General features: G+C 65.8%; 17 protein-coding genes. 15 read left to right on the top strand and 2 right to left on the bottom strand.

Features of this window, described 5'->3' with window-relative positions; all coding sequences use genetic code 11:
• Window positions 1-66 precede the first annotated feature (66 nt).
• The 13 genes from ACN0S5_RS21735 (at window position 67) to ACN0S5_RS21675 (ending at window position 11,984) form a co-directional block, all read left to right on the top strand.
• Window positions 67-1,023, top strand: a complete 957-nt coding sequence (locus ACN0S5_RS21735; RefSeq protein WP_417211212.1) for an AAA family ATPase — start codon at window positions 67-69, stop codon at window positions 1,021-1,023.
• A complete protein-coding gene (locus ACN0S5_RS21730; RefSeq protein ID WP_417211209.1) occupies window positions 1,020-1,922 on the top strand; it encodes a DUF58 domain-containing protein in 903 nt (300 codons plus the stop codon). Before ACN0S5_RS21735 ends, ACN0S5_RS21730 begins: the two co-directional genes overlap by 4 nt.
• Window positions 1,919-2,284, top strand: a complete 366-nt coding sequence (locus tag ACN0S5_RS21725) for a hypothetical protein (protein ID WP_417211207.1) — start codon at window positions 1,919-1,921, stop codon at window positions 2,282-2,284. Before ACN0S5_RS21730 ends, ACN0S5_RS21725 begins: the two co-directional genes overlap by 4 nt.
• Window positions 2,277-3,242, top strand: a complete 966-nt coding sequence (locus ACN0S5_RS21720; protein ID WP_417211205.1) for a VWA domain-containing protein — start codon at window positions 2,277-2,279, stop codon at window positions 3,240-3,242. Before ACN0S5_RS21725 ends, ACN0S5_RS21720 begins: the two co-directional genes overlap by 8 nt.
• Window positions 3,239-4,135: a VWA domain-containing protein gene (locus ACN0S5_RS21715; RefSeq protein WP_417211203.1), complete on the top strand. Its 897-nt coding sequence runs from the start codon at window positions 3,239-3,241 to the stop codon at window positions 4,133-4,135. The genes ACN0S5_RS21720 and ACN0S5_RS21715 overlap by 4 nt, the downstream gene beginning before the upstream one ends.
• Entirely contained in the window at window positions 4,132-4,806 is a 675-nt protein-coding gene (locus ACN0S5_RS21710) for a tetratricopeptide repeat protein (protein WP_417211202.1), read from the top strand. The genes ACN0S5_RS21715 and ACN0S5_RS21710 overlap by 4 nt, the downstream gene beginning before the upstream one ends.
• Window positions 4,803-6,005 (top strand): hypothetical protein, encoded by a 1,203-nt coding sequence (locus ACN0S5_RS21705; RefSeq protein WP_417211201.1) that lies wholly within the window; start codon window positions 4,803-4,805, stop codon window positions 6,003-6,005. Before ACN0S5_RS21710 ends, ACN0S5_RS21705 begins: the two co-directional genes overlap by 4 nt.
• A 151-nt stretch (window positions 6,006-6,156) precedes the next feature.
• Window positions 6,157-6,711 (top strand): S-(hydroxymethyl)glutathione synthase, encoded by a 555-nt coding sequence (gfa, locus tag ACN0S5_RS21700; protein WP_417211260.1) that lies wholly within the window; start codon window positions 6,157-6,159, stop codon window positions 6,709-6,711.
• Window positions 6,712-6,797: 86 nt separating this feature from the next.
• Window positions 6,798-7,523 carry a LuxR C-terminal-related transcriptional regulator gene (locus ACN0S5_RS21695; protein ID WP_417211200.1) on the top strand — a complete coding sequence of 242 codons (726 nt, stop codon included), beginning with the start codon at window positions 6,798-6,800 and terminating at the stop codon, window positions 7,521-7,523.
• Between the two features lie 7 nt (window positions 7,524-7,530).
• A complete protein-coding gene (locus tag ACN0S5_RS21690) occupies window positions 7,531-8,703 on the top strand; it encodes an FIST N-terminal domain-containing protein (RefSeq protein WP_417211198.1) in 1,173 nt (390 codons plus the stop codon).
• Window positions 8,700-10,955, top strand: a complete 2,256-nt coding sequence (locus tag ACN0S5_RS21685; protein ID WP_417211197.1) for a hybrid sensor histidine kinase/response regulator — start codon at window positions 8,700-8,702, stop codon at window positions 10,953-10,955. The genes ACN0S5_RS21690 and ACN0S5_RS21685 overlap by 4 nt, the downstream gene beginning before the upstream one ends.
• 16 nt (window positions 10,956-10,971) lie before the next feature.
• A complete protein-coding gene (locus ACN0S5_RS21680) occupies window positions 10,972-11,637 on the top strand; it encodes a hypothetical protein (RefSeq protein WP_417211195.1) in 666 nt (221 codons plus the stop codon).
• Complete coding sequence (locus ACN0S5_RS21675; RefSeq protein ID WP_417211193.1) at window positions 11,634-11,984, top strand: hypothetical protein; 351 nt, start codon at window positions 11,634-11,636, stop codon at window positions 11,982-11,984. The genes ACN0S5_RS21680 and ACN0S5_RS21675 overlap by 4 nt, the downstream gene beginning before the upstream one ends.
• Window positions 11,985-12,005: 21 nt before the next feature.
• Here ACN0S5_RS21675 and ACN0S5_RS21670 read toward each other — a convergent pair whose 3' ends face one another.
• Window positions 12,006-12,827, bottom strand: a complete 822-nt coding sequence (locus ACN0S5_RS21670) for a quinoprotein dehydrogenase-associated SoxYZ-like carrier (protein ID WP_417211192.1) — start codon at window positions 12,825-12,827, stop codon at window positions 12,006-12,008.
• A 121-nt stretch (window positions 12,828-12,948) separates the two neighbouring features.
• Between ACN0S5_RS21670 and ACN0S5_RS21665 the strand changes: the two genes are divergently transcribed.
• Window positions 12,949-13,983, top strand: coding sequence for a quinoprotein relay system zinc metallohydrolase 2 (locus tag ACN0S5_RS21665; protein WP_417211191.1), 1,035 nt, complete (start codon window positions 12,949-12,951; stop codon window positions 13,981-13,983).
• Window positions 13,984-13,989: 6 nt separating this feature from the next.
• Here the strand turns inward: ACN0S5_RS21665 and ACN0S5_RS21660 are convergent, their stop codons facing one another.
• The gene (locus ACN0S5_RS21660; protein ID WP_417211190.1) at window positions 13,990-14,595 is read right to left on the bottom strand and encodes a hypothetical protein; all 606 of its coding nucleotides are present in this window, start codon (window positions 14,593-14,595) and stop codon (window positions 13,990-13,992) included.
• A gap of 169 nt (window positions 14,596-14,764) precedes the next feature.
• On the opposite strand from ACN0S5_RS21660, the gene ACN0S5_RS21655 reads away from it, so the two are divergent.
• On the top strand, window positions 14,765-15,564 hold an 800-nt coding region (locus ACN0S5_RS21655; protein ID WP_417211189.1), incomplete at its 3' end, for an alcohol dehydrogenase catalytic domain-containing protein.

Genomic DNA, 15,564 nt, shown 5'->3' with positions numbered 1-15,564 from the left:
GCCGGGGCAGGGGGATGGGGTAGGATTCGCGTCAAAAGGCCGCCGAACCGGCGGATGGGAGGAGACATGGACGCGATGCCCGACACCCCGCCAGAGGGAATTCAACCGCTCTTGGGGTATTTGTCGCAAGGTCTGATCGGCCATGAAGGCCTGATCGAACGGCTGCTGATTTCGCTGCTGACCGGGGGTCATCTGCTGGTGGAAGGGCCGCCGGGATTGGCCAAGACGCGGGCGGTCAAATGGCTGTCGCGCGCGGTCGAGGGCAATTTCGCCCGCATCCAGTGTACGCCCGATCTGATGCCCGCCGACCTGACGGGCACGCCGGTGTTCCGGCCCCAGACCGGCACCTTTGAATTTGTGCCCGGTCCGGTGTTTCACAATCTGGTGCTGGTGGATGAGATCAACCGCGCTCCGCCCAAGGTGCAATCCGCCTTGCTGGAGGCGATGGCCGAAAATCAGGTGACCGCCGGGAATGAGACCCACGCCCTGCCGGACCCGTTTCTGGTGGTGGCCACGCAGAACCCGATTGAACATGACGGCACCTTTCCCCTGCCGGAGGCGCAGCTTGACCGCTTTTTGCTGTATGTGAACCTTGACCTGCCGGATGCGCAGACAGAGCGGCGCATTCTGGATCTGGTCGAGGCGGAATCGACCCATCCCCCCCTTGCCGCAGAGCCCATATCGCTGGCCGCGCTGCACGCGGCGCGGCAACAGGCGATGGCGGTGCATCTGTCGCCGGAACTGCGCGACTACATCGTCCGTCTGGTGACGGCGACCCGGTCCGGGCCGCTGGCGGTGGATATCGAACACGCGGTGTCGCCGCGTGGATCGCTGTCGCTGGCCGCCGGGGCCAAGGCGCGCGCCTATATCCATGGCCGCGATTTTGCCCTGCCCGAGGATGTGGCCGATCTGGCGGGCGATATGCTGGCGCACCGGATGGTGTTGTCATGGCGCGCGGTGGCCGAAGGGCGCAGCGCGCGCGATGTGGTGGCCGCGATCCTTGACGTGGTCGAGGCGCTATGACCGCGGCGCTACGGGCCACGGGTGTCGCGCTGGAGGCGGCCTCGCTGATTGCTTTGCGACAAGTGGCGTTGCGGTCGCGGGCAGAGCCGGTTCTGGCGGCGCTGCCCGGCGGTTTTGCCACCCGCCGCAAGGGCCACGGGCATGAGGTTGCCGATGTGCGCGAATACGTCAGCGGCGACGATATCCGCCATCTGGACAAGGGCACAACCGCGCGCACCGGCGCGCTGCATGTGCGCCAGTTCCATGAGGAGCGCGACCGGGTGACGCTGCTGGTGGCGGATTTCCGGTCGTCGATGCTCTGGGGGATTTCGCGCGCTTTCCGGTCGGTCGCGGCGGCAGAGGCGCTGGCGCTGATCGGCTGGCAAGGGGTGTCCGAGGGCGGGCGCGTCGGGTTGCTGGCGCTGACCCCGGACGGGCAGGTCGCGGTGTCGCCGCGCGGACGGGTGCGCGGGGTTCTGGACGTGATCGGCGGTCTGGTGCGCGCCCATGAGCAGGCCTTGCAGTCGGTCATGGCGGGCACGGTTGCGGACAGATCGCTGGACATGGCGATGTCGGGGCTGGAACGGCTTGCGCCGCTGGGGTCCGAGGTGATCATCGCGTCCGGTTTCGACGACATGGGGCAGGGGATGGAACAACGGTTGGCGGAACTGGCGCGGCGTCGGGTGCCGCGTCTGATCCGGATCACCGACGCGGCGGCGGGCAAGCTGCCGAAGGGACGCTATCCGATCCGGCTGTCCGATGGCCGCCGGTTGCGGGTGTCCCTGTCCGGGCACGCGCAGACGCAGCACGAGACGGAAACGATTTGCGGGCGCGCGGCGCTGCTGATCGATGCGGGCAGCGGCGTCGAACAGACCGCCCGCCTGCTGGCCGCCAACCTGCCAGCGGATCGGGCGCCATGAACGATCAGGCGCTGAGCGAAACCGCCCTTCAGGCGGCGTTGCGGGGCATCCGGCTGCCCGCCGAGGCGGCGGGCGGGGTCTGGGCGGAACTGGCCGCCGCCATCGCCCTTGCGGCGGCCTTGGCGCTGGTGGTTGCGCTGTTGCTGCGCCCGTTCCTGACCCGCCCGGCCCCGAAACCCGACCTGTCGCAGCAGATCGACGCGCTGGCCCCCTTGCCCGAGGCCGAGCAGCGCATCGGGTTTCTCACCCTCCTGAAACGCCATGACCCGGACTATCTGGCCTCGATCCGGGAGGCGCTGTACCGGCCCGACACGGCCCCGGACACGGCCACCCTGCGTGCCGCGCTGGAGCGCCATGTTTGAGCTTGCCACCCCTTATGCCTTGCTGCTGTTGCCGCTGCCCTTGTTGGCGGCGCGCCTGTTGCCGCCGATGCGCGCGGGCGGGGCGGCGCTGGCGGTGCCGGAACACATCGGCTCTGTGCTGATCGCGGCGGGGCGGAGCGGGGCAGGGGGCGCGCCAAAGCTGCTGCGTCAGATCCTGCCATGGTTGATCTGGGGGCTGACCGTGCTGGCGATCAGCGGCCCGCGCATGCCGCAGCCGGTCAACGCGCTCAAGGTATCGGGCCGCGATCTGGCGATTGCGCTGGACCTGTCCGGGTCGATGGTGCGCGATGATTTCTACATGGACGGCGCGCAGGTCACACGGCTGGAGGCGGTAGTTGCCGTGGGCGCGGATTTCGCGCGCCGCCGGGCCGGGGACCGGGTGGCGCTGATCGTCTTCGGGTCCGAGGCCTATTACGCCACGCCCTTTACCTTTGACACAGAGGCGGTCGCGCGGCGTATCGAAGAGGCCACAATCGGCATTTCCGGGCGCGCCACCAATATCTCGGACGCGCTGGGGCTGGCGCTGAAACGCATGGCCAAATCCGAGGCCGCCACGCGGGTTGTGATCCTGCTGTCCGACGGGGCGAACAACGCGGGCGCCACCAACCCGCAGGGGGTGGCGCAACTGGCCGCCGAAATGGGCGTGCGGGTCCACACCATCGCCCTTGGCCCCAAGGACGAAACCACCGCCGAGGAGGGCGAGCGCGGGGTGGTCGACGCCACCACTCTGCGGGCGATATCCGACATTTCCGGCGGGCAGAGTTTCCGGGTGAAAACCACCGATGACCTTGTCGCCGTGACCGCCGAACTGGACCGGCTGGAGGCGACGGACAGCGACGGCCTTGCCGCCGAGGTCTATCGCGAGTTCTGGATCTGGCCTGCGGCGCTGGCCTTGCTGGGCTGCATGGCGCTGGCATGGCGGGAGGAGGGCGCATGAGTTGGGACGTGACCCTGCTGCGCCCGCTGTGGCTGTTGGCGCTGCCGGTTCTGGCGGGCTTTGGCTGGTGGCTGTTTCGCCGTCAGGGCGGGGTTGGCGGCTGGGAGCGCGCCACCCGGCCAGAATTGCTGCGGGCGATGGCCGCGCTGGGCCGGATCGAATCGCGGCGTGAGGCGCTGCCGCTGGTGGCGACGCTTGGGGCCGCCGCGCTGGCGGTGCTGGCGCTGGCCGGTCCGGCGATAGAACGGCGCGATGCGGTGTCCTTCCGCAACCTTGACGGGGTGGTCTATGTGCTCGACGCCTCACCCAGCGTCACCGAAGACCCGCGCTGGGATGAATTGGTTACGATGGGGCGGTTCGGGATCGCGTCGCTGGGCGCGCGTCCTGCGGGCATGGTGGTCTTTGCCGGGGATGCCTATGTCGCCACCGATCTGACGGCGGATCATGTGCAGTTGGGGCAAACCCTGTCGCTGATCGGGCCAGAGACCGTGCCCGACCCCGGCAGCAGACCAGAGCGGGGCCTTGATCTGGCCGCCGGGATGCTGGCCGAGGCAGCGGTGATCGCGGGCGATGTGATCCTGTTTACCGATGGCGCGGGGCTGGGGCAGGACAGCCTGCGGATGGCAGAGCGGATCGCCGGGCAGGGGGCGCGGCTGAGCGTGGTGGCGGTGGGCGCGGCGACGCCCGCGATGGACACCCATGTCGCCCTTGGCGGCGGCGTGCTGATGTCGCTGGAGGCCCCCGACGCGCTGTCCGACTGGCTGTCGCAGAACGCGCGGGACCGGCTGGAACAGCAAAGCTATCCGCTGCTGTTCTGGCGGGATGTCGGGCGGGTGCTGCTGGTTCTGGCGCTGGTGCCGATGCTTTTGCTGTTCCGACGGCAGGCGGCATGAGGGCGCTGGCGGCGATCACGGTTCTGGCGACGGTTTTGTCGCTGGCGCTGGGGGGGCTTTCGGGCTTTGGCCGGGTGCTGCTGGCGGTGGGCCTGCCCTCGGCGGCGGCACCGCTGTTCGAGGACCCGGAGTGGCGCGCCGTGGCGCAGTTCCGCGCCGGGGCATTTGCCGAGTCGGCGGCGTCGTTTGACGCCGCGCGCGCCTATTACAACCTTGGCACGGCACAGGCGCGGGACGGCAAATACTCTGCCGCGCTAGAGGCTTATGACCGCGTCATTCCCGGCGGGGATGAGGACGCGCGTGCCAATTTCGACCTGATCGCCGCCTATTACGCCTCTCTGGGGATCGACCCCGAGGTGCTGGGCCTGTTCGGGGAAAAGAAGGAAGGCGTGATCGAGGAGTCCTTTGTGGCGCAGGGCAAGGCGCGCGCCGCCGGGATGGGGGATCAGGTCACCAATGCCTCTGCCATGCTGGGCAATGTCGAGCTGCGCAGCCATGCCAGTCAGGCGGTGCGCCGGGTCTTTGACGACCGGTTCATGATGGCCAACGACCGCTGGCTGCAACAGCTTGCCGATGTGCCGGGGGACTATCTGGCCGCGCGGATTTCCCATGAGCGCAAACGGCGCAAGGCGCTGGGACTGCAACCGCCCGATCCGGAGGACCCCAGATGAGGCTGATCGTTCTGCTGCTGGCCCTGCTGGTTCCCGCTGTCGCGCTGGCCCAGTCGCGCGATGTCGACGCCAGCGATCTGACCCTGACGGTCACGGTGCTGGAACAAGAGGCGACGCCCTATTCCAGAGAGATGATCCCCATTCTGATCCGCGGCGTCTATCGCCGCCACATCACCCGCGAACGGCTGGAACAGCCGTCGCTGGAGGGCTTCAACTGGACCCAGCTTGGCCCCGACAGATGGAGCGAGGAACGCCTGAACGGCCAGACCGTCAAGGTGATGGAACGGCGGATGGCGCTTTATGCCGAACGGCCCGGACAGCTGACCATCGGGCCGTTCACCCACCATTTGACGCTGACGGATGAGGGCGACGACTGGTTCGATCATGACATCACCTCGGCCCCGGTGACGGTCACGGTTGCGCCGCCGCCGGATCTGGCCGGGGACGGCTGGTGGTTTCCCGCCAAACGGATCGAGATTTCCGACCAGTGGTCCAATGCCCCGGACCGGCTGAAGGCGGGGGAGGGCGTTTTGCGGATGATCCGGATCAAGGCCGTCGGCGTGACGCCCGAGATGGTGCCGCCGATGCCGGATCTCTATTCGCCGTCGGGCATGGTCTTTGCCCACCCGGAGAAACGCCTGATCGAATTGTCCCCCGAAGGGCCGGTGACCTATGCCTTCTGGCGCTGGACGATCCGCCCCGGCAACGCCTATTCCACCATCGTCGAGCCGCTGCACCTGAGCTATTTCGACACCGATGCGCGGGTCCTGCGCGATGTCACGATCTCGGCCCAGCGGGTGGCCTATGACGACAGCGCGCTGCCGCCGGTGGCCCCGCCCGCCCGCGCCACGACCCTGCCGGGCTGGCCGGTGGCGCTGGTTGCGGGGCTGGTCTTTGTGCTGGGTCTGGTCGGCGGGTTGTCCCGTCACCGGCTGGAGCCGCGAGCCATTGTGCGGCGCTTTCCGATCCTTGATCCCGATGTGCGGCAGTTGCGGCGCGCGGCCCGTGCCGGGCAGGCGTCGGGGGTCCGCCGCGCGGCCCGCGTTCTGGCCCGCCGCGATGGCGACGCCGCCGACGAAAACCGCCTGCTGGCGGACCTCGACCGGGCGCTTTTTGCGCCAAACGGGCCCGCGCCGGACCTGTCCGCCTTTGCCCGATCCTTTGCCCGCAGCCACGCGCGGCTTAAGACTAAGCGCTGAATTGCCAGACCGTCCCGGCAGGTAGAGGCTTGACCCCAGCGCGACACAGAAGACGCGCAGCAGCCGGGAGGATACGGACGTGGGACTACTGGACAAGCTATTCGGCGGCGGGGCAGAGACAGCCGCCGCCAGCGCACCGAAATACACACATGTGAAAATTCATCCGCAGGTCGATCGGGGCATTCCGCCCGAATCGCCCAACTTTGGCGGCGGAACCCTGAAATGCAAATGCACGCAAAGCCCGGTCGTGGTCGAGATTTCCGGCCAGACGGCGCATAACCACGTCTGCGGCTGCACCAAATGCTGGAAGCCCAAAGGCGCGATTTTCAGCCAGATCGCGGTGACCGCGCGCAGCAACGTCAAGGTGACGGAGAACGCGGACAAACTGTCCATTGTCGATCCCTCGGCGGCCATCCAGCGCCACGCCTGCCGCGATTGCGGAACGCATATGGTGGGCCGCATCGAAAACACCGGGCATCCGTTTCACGGGCTGGACTTTGTTCACACGGAATTGTCCTCGCAGAGCGGCTGGGCCGCGCCGACCTTTGCGGCCTTTGTCTCGTCGATCATCGAATCCGGGGTCGAGCCATCGCGGATGGATGAAATTCGCGGTCGTCTCAGAGAGTTGTCGCTGGAACCCTATGATTGCCTCTCGCCGCCGCTGATGGATCTGATCGCGGCGCATGTCGCCAAACAGAGCGCCTGACACCGGCAGAAATTGACCGGCAGAGGCGTGAAACGGTTGCAAAAATGATCTGCCGAGCTAGCCTCCTGCACAGGGAGGCTACTGCTATGCAACTGGTTGAGGTTGCAGCACCGGAGGAGAAAATATCTTCGGTGCTGATTGTTGACGATCATCCCTTGTACAGCGACGCGCTGGCATCGGCTTTGGGGGGAGTCTTTGCGGATTGTCAGGTCGAAAAGGCCGGGTCGCTTGCGGCGGCGCTGAAGGTGTTGGAACAGGGGTTCGATCCGGATCTTGTGATGTTCGACCTGATGCTGCCGGACGTGAACGGCATCTCGGGCTTTGTCAGCTTGCGGTCCTGCGTTCCGGATGTTCCGATTCTGGTCATCTCGTCGATGACCTCGCATGTTCTGGTCGCCTCGCTGATGAAAGAGGGTGCGGCCGGTTTTCTGCCAAAGGACACGCCTGCGGACGTGTTCCAGACCGTGCTCGGAGAGGTCGCGGCGGGGCGGAAATACGTGCCAAAGGACTATCGTCAGGCGCGCTCGAAGGCGCCTCCTGATGATCTGCTGGACAACGTCCACCCCAAGCTGGCGGCGCTGACCCCGCAGCAGCAAAAGGTGATGAAGCTGATCCGCGAAGGCAAGGCGAACAAGCAGATCGCCTATGAACTGGATCTGGCGGAGGCGACGGTCAAGGCGCATATCACGGCGCTGTTGCGGCGTCTGGGTGTCAGCAACCGCACGCAGGCGGCGCTGATGGTCGAGGCCGCGCACGCGCAGGCATTGGAGGCGGTGGAGGAGCCGGAGGCGATCTCTTTCCTTTGCCGGTAGACGCACGATGAAAGACACCGAGACCTATCCCGGACGCCCGACCTTTGTGACGGTGTCCCAGTCTGCCGCGCGGGATGCGCGGCAGGCCGTCGAAGAGGCCGCCGCCGGGATCGACCCGGCGCAATCCTGCTTTGTGCTGGCGCTGGTGCCGCAGGGTCTGGATCTGGACGTGCTGTCCGAGGCGCTGACCGACAGGCTGGACGGCGTGCCGGTGTTTGGTTGCACCACGGCGGGGCAGATCACCACCCAGGGCTATGAGACAGAGACGCTGTTGCTGATCGCCTTCCGCAAGGAAAACTTTCGCTGCGCCTCGATCCTGTTTGCGCCGCTCAAGCCGCTGGCCATCGCCCCGATCATCAGTCAAGTGGAACGCCAGAACGCGCAGTTCCCGCGCACGCCGGGCTGGAACCGGCTGGCCCTGGTCTTTGCCGACGGGTTGTCGAAACAGGAGGATCTGCTGGCCTCGGTGCTGGAATCGGCGCTGGACGGTATCCCGGTCTTTGGCGGGTCCGCCGGGGACGGGCTGGTTTTTGGCAAGACATTCATCCTGCACAACGGCAGTTTTCGCAGCAATGCGGCGCTGTTGCTGATGGTGGAAACGGATTTGCAGTTTCAGGGCCTCAGCTTTGACCACTTCCTGCCCAACGGCACGCAGCTTGTGATCACCGAGGCCAACGCCGAAGAGCGTCTGGTGCATGAGATCAACGGCGCTCCGGCGGCGCAGGAATACGCGCGGCTGATCGGCTGCGCGGTCGAGGATCTGACCCCGCAGGTCTTTGCCGAAAACCCGATGCTGGTCTGCCACAACGACAAACACTATGTGCGCGCGGTCTTTGCCCTGACCGAAGATCAGTCGCTGTCGTTCCTTGCGGCGATCGACGACGGGCTGGTGATGATGCTGGGCAAGGGCAAGGACGTCATCGAGGCGCTGGAGGCGGAACTGGATGTGCGCGACGCGGCGGGGCGGTCGCCGGATTTCATCATTGCCTTCGACTGTGTGCTGAGAAAGCTGGAGTTCGAGGAAAAGCAGCTGGATGGCCGGGTGTCCGAGATTTTCCGCCGCAACCGCGTTCTGGGCTTCAACACCTATGGCGAGCAGCATTGCGGGCTGCACATGAACCAGACCTTTGTCGGCGTCGCCTTCTTTGAGCGCGACGGGAGCCACGCTCCGTGGGCATGATCGACGCGACCGAAGCGCCCGAGATTCAGGTCGAACGGCAGTCCAAGATCATCGCCGCGCTGGTGCGCCGCGCCACCCGTCAGAACGAGGTCGGGACCACCGCCTACAGCGCCTTTCAGTCGGCCATCGAATTGCAGGCGCAGGTCGCCGCCAAGACCCGCGATCTGGAACGCGCCGCCACCGAACTGGAAAGCGTCCGGTTCGAACGCGAACGCACCCGCCGCAATCTGGACGAGGCGCTGTCGGCGATGGGCGACGGGCTGGCCCTGTTCACCGACAAGCGGCTGGATATCTGCAACGACCTGTTCCAGCACCTGCTGGGCGATGTGTCGGACAGGGTGCGGCCGGGCCTTGGCCTGACCGAATATTTCGACCTGTTGGCGCAAAGCGAACTGGTGCTGTCGCTGGACCGGAAAATCCAACCCGCCGACATGACCGCGCCGACGCTGTCGGTGGTGATCGAGCTGACCAAGGACCGCTGGTATCGGCTGAACATGGAGCGGACCTCGGCCGGGAACCGCATCCTGCTGCTGACGGAAATCACCTCTATCGTGCGGCAGAACCGGGTCGAAAAGGAACGTCTGATCGACCGGCAGGCGGATTATCTGCAAGCGGTGTTTGAAAACATGACCTCGGGCGTGTGTACCTTTTCGCCGACCGGCGAAGTGATGATGCACAACCTGCAATTCCGCCAGCTTTTGGGTCTGCCCTACACCGCTGTGCAAAAGGGCATGACCCTGCACCGCCTGCTGGAGTTCCTGACCCAGCGCGGGCTGATCGCCGATGCCTCGCTGGCGCTGGTGGACAAATGGCAGGCGCGGCTGTTGCGGTCGGGGCGGTTCCGGCGGCGGGTGCGCAGCGGCACCGACAAGGTATTTGACCTACAGGCCAACATGCTGCCGGATGGCGGCTTTCTGGTGGAACTGAAAGACGTCACGCTAGAGGCCCGCGCCACCGAGATGCTGGAAAACCGGGTGCAGGAACGCACCGCGGAACTGACCCGCACCAACCTGCGCCTGACCGAACAATATGAGGAAAAGGCCCGCGTTGAAGAAGAACTGCGCCTTGCCAAGGAACGCGCCGAGGCGGCGGTTTCCTCCAAGACCCGCTTTCTGGCCGCCGCCAGCCATGACCTGTTGCAGCCGATCAACGCCGCCAAACTGCTGATCGCGACCTTGCAGCAGAACACTGCCGGATCGCCCCATGCGGCGCAGACCGAACGCCTGAAAGGCGCGTTCACCTCTATCGAGCAGTTGCTGCACGCCTTGCTGGATATCTCGCGCCTCGACAGCAACGATCCCGATGCGGTGACGCCCAGCATTCTGAACCTTGGCAACATCCTGCAAGGGGTGTTCGAGGACCAAAGCCCGCTGGCCGATCAGAAAGGCGTGCGGCTGGAGATGGTGCCGTGCCGCTGTTACGTGCGCTCCGATCCGGTCTATCTGCTGCGCTCGATCCAGAACCTTGTGGTGAACGCGATCCAGTACACCGATCCGGGCGGCAAGGTGCTGTTTGGCTGCCGTCGTCGCGGCGACAAGGTGGAACTACAGGTCTGGGACACCGGCATCGGCATCGACGAAGAGGACAAGAGCCGCATTTTCGAGGAATTCGCCCGCGCCGGGAATGTGCCGGTCGGCTCCGGCGTCGGGCTGGGGCTGTCGATTGTCGAACGCACCTGCCGCCATCTGGGGCACCGGCTGTGGATGTCGTCGGAACTGGGCGTCGGGTCGGTGTTCTGCGTGGAAATGGATCTGGTCGGCGATCATATCGACGATGTTGAACCGGTGGAGGCGGTGCGCCATGCCAGTGATCTGCCGCTGGATCACATCGCGCTGGTGGTTGAGAACGACGCCGATGTGCTGTTTGCCACGACCCAGACCCTGCAAGGATGGGGGGCCAGCGTGCTGCCCGCCGCCTCGACCGAGGAGGCGCTGAGCTTTGTGCGCGACATGGGCATCCCGCCCGACATCATGCTGGTGGATTTCCAGTTGGACAACGGCGACACCGGGCTGCGCGCGATTGAGGCGATCCGCGGTCTGACCGGCACCAATGTGCCCGCCATCATGATCACCGCCGACCGCCGCGAAAGCCTGTTGCGGGCCGGTCAGCAGATGGATTTCACCGTGATGACCAAGCCGGTGCAACTGTCGCGCCTGCGCCCGCTGATCGAATGGAAGGTGCAGGCCCACGCCAGCGCAGTGCAGCCGAAAGTCGCGCATGACACCGCCGGGCAGGGGCATACTCTGGGCTGAGGGAGGAACCAAACTCATGCTGAAACATCTGACACTTGCGCTGGCGCTGCTGGTGGCACTGCCCGCCGCCGCCAAGTCGCTGGACGGGACCGAAACCTATGACCTGCTGTTCCGCAACGGCACGCTGAACGAGGTCAGCCGCGACGCGACGCTGGTCTATCAGCGCAGCGTGACCAACACGCTCAAGCCAGAGGCGGGCGACCGCGACAGCGGCGATATCGCGCTGAGCTTTTCCGCCGACCAGCCGGGGCTGGCCGAGATCGAATTCCGCCAAGACGGCAAGACGCGCGGGCTGGGCCGTTTTCCCGCCAGCGTCGGCAACCCGATGATCATGTATTTCTACGAATCGGTGATCCGCGACATGGCGGAATCCGCAGGCGGCAGCCCGTTCTACATCCGCAACCGGGTGAAAGAGGCGCTGGTCCAGCCAAGCGATGTGGTCGAGGGCGAGGCGCAGTTTGACGGCCGCACCATCGCCACCCGCACCATCAGCCTGTACCCGTTCCGCGAAGACCCCAACCGCGACCGGATGCAGGGCTTTGGCGATCTGGAATTGCAGGTGGTCATGTCCGACGATGTTCCGGGGTGGTATCTGGCGCTGACCGCCGATGCGCCGGGGGCCGGGGGCGACCCGGTTTACCGGTCAAAGATCACCTTTGACGTGCTGGAGGGGGCGGAATGAAACGCGCGGTTTTTGCCCTGATCCTCTCCGCCTTGCCGCTGGCGGCGGGCGCGCAGGACCTCGCCCAGCAGTACAACGACTACCCCACGGCGGCGCGGGCGGATTACGTCTTTGCCTGCATGGCCACCAACGGGCGCAGCCGTCAGGTGCTGGAACAATGCGCCTGTTCGATCGACGAAATCGCCTCGATCCTGCCGTATGAAAGATATTTGCAGGCGGAAACGGTGCTGTCCATGCGCCGCACCGGGGGCGAGCGTATGGCGGTCTTCAACAGCGCGGTTGCGGCGCAGGCGCTGGTGGTCGACCTGCGCCGCGCGCAGGCCGAGGCCGAGGTGATCTGTTTCTGAGCAGGGGATGGGGCAGGGCGGTCAGCCCTGCGCCGCCGCCTTGGACAGTTCGCGGCTGAAACTGTTGCCTTCGGTGTCCGTCGCCTTGACGATCAGCATCTCTGCGCCGTTGTCATTGTAGGAAAACCGGAACACCGGGTTCTCGGAGATCGAGATGCCGCCATCGACGGTGAACAGCAGATCATCGCCCTGCCACACCTCCATGTGGTCGATGAAATGCGCCGGGATGAACAGTTGCGTCACCTGATCGCGCTGAAGACCGGAATAGTTCGGGTGGCGGATCATGATCTGCGCCTCGCGGCGCGGCGTGGACATGGCTGACATGGCTGGCTCGTCGAACAGGCGCAGTTTCATCTGTCCCATGCCCGCCAGCGCCAGTTCCGGGTCCCGCGTCGCCGGGGCCGAGCAGCCGCCAGAGGCCTTGACGTAGCGCCCCGACATGCTGAGGCCCTGCGCGGTTTCCGCAATCACCCGCAGGTTGGAATACTGGTTCACCCGAACCCGCAGTTCGAACTCCAGCGGGGCCATCGCGTCCGAAAACGTCATGACGGCGGCGACTGGGGCCGGGTTTTCGTCGATCACCACGGTGGCGGATGTGATCGGCAGCGCCGAGTCCAGCTGGCGCAGGACCACCGGCACCGTCGCCGCGTCATGCGCGCGGTAAGGCGCATCGACGCCGATGATCGCGCTGCCATCGGCCAGCGTGACATCGCCGACAACGTCCGGGCGCAGATCGTCCCAGGTTGCGCTGGCGGTCAAGGGGTTGGTGATCGGCGTGTCGGCCAGTGACGGTCCGGCAAGCAATGCTGCCAGAACGGCCGTAACAAAGGCTGGATTAGCCATGCCTCCTCCTCCTGCATGGGTACGCCGGGGACCATGCCACAGTTTCACTTTTTCTGATATATGGCGTTTCGTCTGTGTCGCTCACGATTTCGCGCGCCACGCATCGGGGGAGGGAAATGTCATGTTCGAAGCGGTGGTGATGTTGTGCGCCGGGCTGGACGGAGCGCCCTGTCGCGCGGCGCTGTTGCCCGGCTATGAGGCGGCTGACCTGACGCGTTGTGAGGCCGCATTGAGCGCGTCCCCGCCGGACCTGTCCGCGTTTGGCGTCCCCTCCGCGCCCCTGTGTCAGCCCGGCGGCGAGGGTCTGGAGACCGTCGAAATTGCCGAGGGCGTCTTTGTCCATGCGGGCCTGATCGAGGAACCTGACCCCGACAACCGGGGCGACGTGTCCAATCTGGGGTTCGTTATCGGGGCCGAGTCCGTGGCCGTCATCGACAGCGGCTCTGCCCGCTGGATCGGTGAGGCGACGTGGCGGGCGATCCGCGCCCGGACCGACAAGCCGGTCAGCCATGTCATCCTGACCCATATGCACCCCGATCACGTCTTTGGCGCGCCGGTCTTTGCCGAGGCGGGGGCCGAGGTGGTCGGCCACGCCCGCCTGTCGCGCGCGCTTGCGGACCGGCAGGCGAACTATCTGGACAGCCTGAACCGTCTGATCGGAGTGGGGCCGATGCTGGGCACCCGGATGCCGACGGTGACGATGCCGGTCGACTCAGGGATCACGCTGGATCTGGGCGGGCGTGTGCTAACGGTGACCACCTGGCCGCTGGCCCATTCGCCCACCGACCTGACGGTCTATGATGCGACCACCGGCACCCTGTTTGCCGGCGATCTGCTGTTTCACGATCACGCCCCGGCGCTGGATGGCAGCGTGCTGGGCTGGCAGGCGGCCCTGACCGCGCTCAGGGGGCTGCCCGCCGCGCGGGTTGTGCCGGGCCACGGCGCGGCCTCTTTGCCATGGCCAAAGGGGGCCGAGGCGCTGGAGCACTACCTTGAAACACTGCTGGCGGACACCCGCGCCGCCATTGCCGCGGGCACGCGGCTGGGCGACGCGGTGCAGACCATCGCCGCCGGTGAGGCCCCGCATTGGCACCTGTTCGACGCCTATAATCCCCGCAACGCCACCGTCGCCTTTACCGAGCTGGAATGGGAGTAGCCGGGGTCAGTTGTCCTTGACCTCGGCCTGAAGCAACTGGGCGATGCCGAACAGACGCTTTTCCAGCAGGGTCGGCGTCTCACACAGGTAGGTGATGTTCTGCTGCCGGTCGGAATAGATCAACTGGTCCCAGTCCAACTGTTCCTCCAGCACATCCACCCGGTCAAAGTCCGGTTCCGCCTTGGCCATCTGCGCGGTCATCTCGGTGCGCGCGGCCTCGATCTTGGCGCTCAGCGCGATCTGGCTTTGCGAGAAATCCCCGATCCCGGCGATGATGCGGCTGCGGCGGCGGGACAGGCGCTCGAACACCTGTTCGAAAACCAGACCCAGCACATCCGCATCGCCCTCATGGGCCTGTGCAAAGGCGGCGACATCCGGGCGCAAGTCCTCAAGGGCGATTCGGCGCACCGCCAGCTTGGACGCAAGCGCCTGCACGTCATCGCGCAGGTCGTCCGGCAGGGTCTCGGGCACCGGATTCGCCCACATCAGGCCGACCGACAACCGCTCGACCTTGCGCTGGATGCAGGGCCATGTGGGGTCCGAAAAATCAGCGGCAAGCGCAGGCGTTGCCAGCCCCAGACCGACAAGTGCAAGTATTCTGGCGTAAACCATTCCGTGTCTCCTCCCGCCGCGAACGATGCCCGATAGGGCGGGTCAAGTCCACGGCTGCCCAATGCCCACCATAGTCTGCATTGTTCGGTATACGACAGGCCACCATACTGACCCCCGAGGACGCGTCCGGCCCGCAAAACGGCTGGATCGCGGAAGGGAGAAAATGACGATGCGTACACGTGCTGCCGTTGCTGTAGAAGCCGGCAAACCTCTTGAAATCATGGAAGTCGAACTGGACGGACCCCGCAAGGGCGAAGTGCTGGTCGAGATCAAGGCCACCGGCCTGTGCCACACGGATGAGTTCACCCGCTCGGGCGACGATCCCGAGGGCATCTTTCCGGCGATTCTGGGCCATGAAGGCGCAGGCGTCGTGATCGAAGTGGGCGAGGGGGTGACCTCGCTTGAAGTGGGCGACCACGTGATCCCGCTGTACACACCCGAATGCCGGGAATGTGAATACTGCCTGAACCCCAAGACGAACCTCTGCCAGAAGGTGCGCGCAACACAGGGGCAGGGGCTGCTGCCCGACGGCACCACCCGGTTCAAGATGCTGGATGGCACGCCGATCCATCACTACATGGGCTGCTCGACCTTCGCCAACCACACGGTTGTGCCGGAAATCGCGCTGGCGAAAATCCGCAAGGACGCGCCGTTCGACAAGGTCTGTTACATCGGCTGCGGCGTCACCACCGGCATCGGCGCGGTGATCAACACCGCCAAGATGGAAATCGGCAGCCGCGCGGTGGTCTTCGGACTGGGCGGCATCGGGTTGAACGTCATTCAGGGGTGCCGGCTTGCGGGTGCCGACCAGATTGTCGGCGTCGATCTGAACGACGACAAAGAGGAAATGGCCCGCCACTTTGGCCTGACCGATTTCGTGAACCCCTCCAAGGTCGAGGGCGATCTGGTGGCGCATCTGGTCGACCTGACCAAAGGCGGCGCGGACTATACCTTTGACGCCACCGGCAA

This window comes from Antarctobacter sp. (assembly GCF_048262615.1).
Classification (GTDB): Bacteria; Pseudomonadota; Alphaproteobacteria; order Rhodobacterales; family Rhodobacteraceae; genus Antarctobacter.
The sequence above is the reverse complement of the archived record's forward strand: the minus strand, read 5'-3'. Positions and strand labels throughout refer to the sequence as shown.

Coding starts and splice junctions, on each gene's coding strand:
- ACN0S5_RS21735 (WP_417211212.1), top strand. CDS start 67: ATGGACGCGATGCCCGACACCCCGCCAGAGGGAATTCAACCGCTCTTG.
- ACN0S5_RS21730 (WP_417211209.1), top strand. CDS start 1,020: ATGACCGCGGCGCTACGGGCCACGGGTGTCGCGCTGGAGGCGGCCTCG.
- ACN0S5_RS21725 (WP_417211207.1), top strand. CDS start 1,919: ATGAACGATCAGGCGCTGAGCGAAACCGCCCTTCAGGCGGCGTTGCGG.
- ACN0S5_RS21720 (WP_417211205.1), top strand. CDS start 2,277: ATGTTTGAGCTTGCCACCCCTTATGCCTTGCTGCTGTTGCCGCTGCCC.
- ACN0S5_RS21715 (WP_417211203.1), top strand. CDS start 3,239: ATGAGTTGGGACGTGACCCTGCTGCGCCCGCTGTGGCTGTTGGCGCTG.
- ACN0S5_RS21710 (WP_417211202.1), top strand. CDS start 4,132: ATGAGGGCGCTGGCGGCGATCACGGTTCTGGCGACGGTTTTGTCGCTG.
- ACN0S5_RS21705 (WP_417211201.1), top strand. CDS start 4,803: ATGAGGCTGATCGTTCTGCTGCTGGCCCTGCTGGTTCCCGCTGTCGCG.
- ACN0S5_RS21695 (WP_417211200.1), top strand. CDS start 6,798: ATGCAACTGGTTGAGGTTGCAGCACCGGAGGAGAAAATATCTTCGGTG.
- ACN0S5_RS21690 (WP_417211198.1), top strand. CDS start 7,531: ATGAAAGACACCGAGACCTATCCCGGACGCCCGACCTTTGTGACGGTG.
- ACN0S5_RS21685 (WP_417211197.1), top strand. CDS start 8,700: ATGATCGACGCGACCGAAGCGCCCGAGATTCAGGTCGAACGGCAGTCC.
- ACN0S5_RS21680 (WP_417211195.1), top strand. CDS start 10,972: ATGCTGAAACATCTGACACTTGCGCTGGCGCTGCTGGTGGCACTGCCC.
- ACN0S5_RS21675 (WP_417211193.1), top strand. CDS start 11,634: ATGAAACGCGCGGTTTTTGCCCTGATCCTCTCCGCCTTGCCGCTGGCG.
- ACN0S5_RS21670 (WP_417211192.1), bottom strand. CDS start 12,827: ATGGCTAATCCAGCCTTTGTTACGGCCGTTCTGGCAGCATTGCTTGCC.
- ACN0S5_RS21665 (WP_417211191.1), top strand. CDS start 12,949: ATGTTCGAAGCGGTGGTGATGTTGTGCGCCGGGCTGGACGGAGCGCCC.
- ACN0S5_RS21660 (WP_417211190.1), bottom strand. CDS start 14,595: ATGGTTTACGCCAGAATACTTGCACTTGTCGGTCTGGGGCTGGCAACG.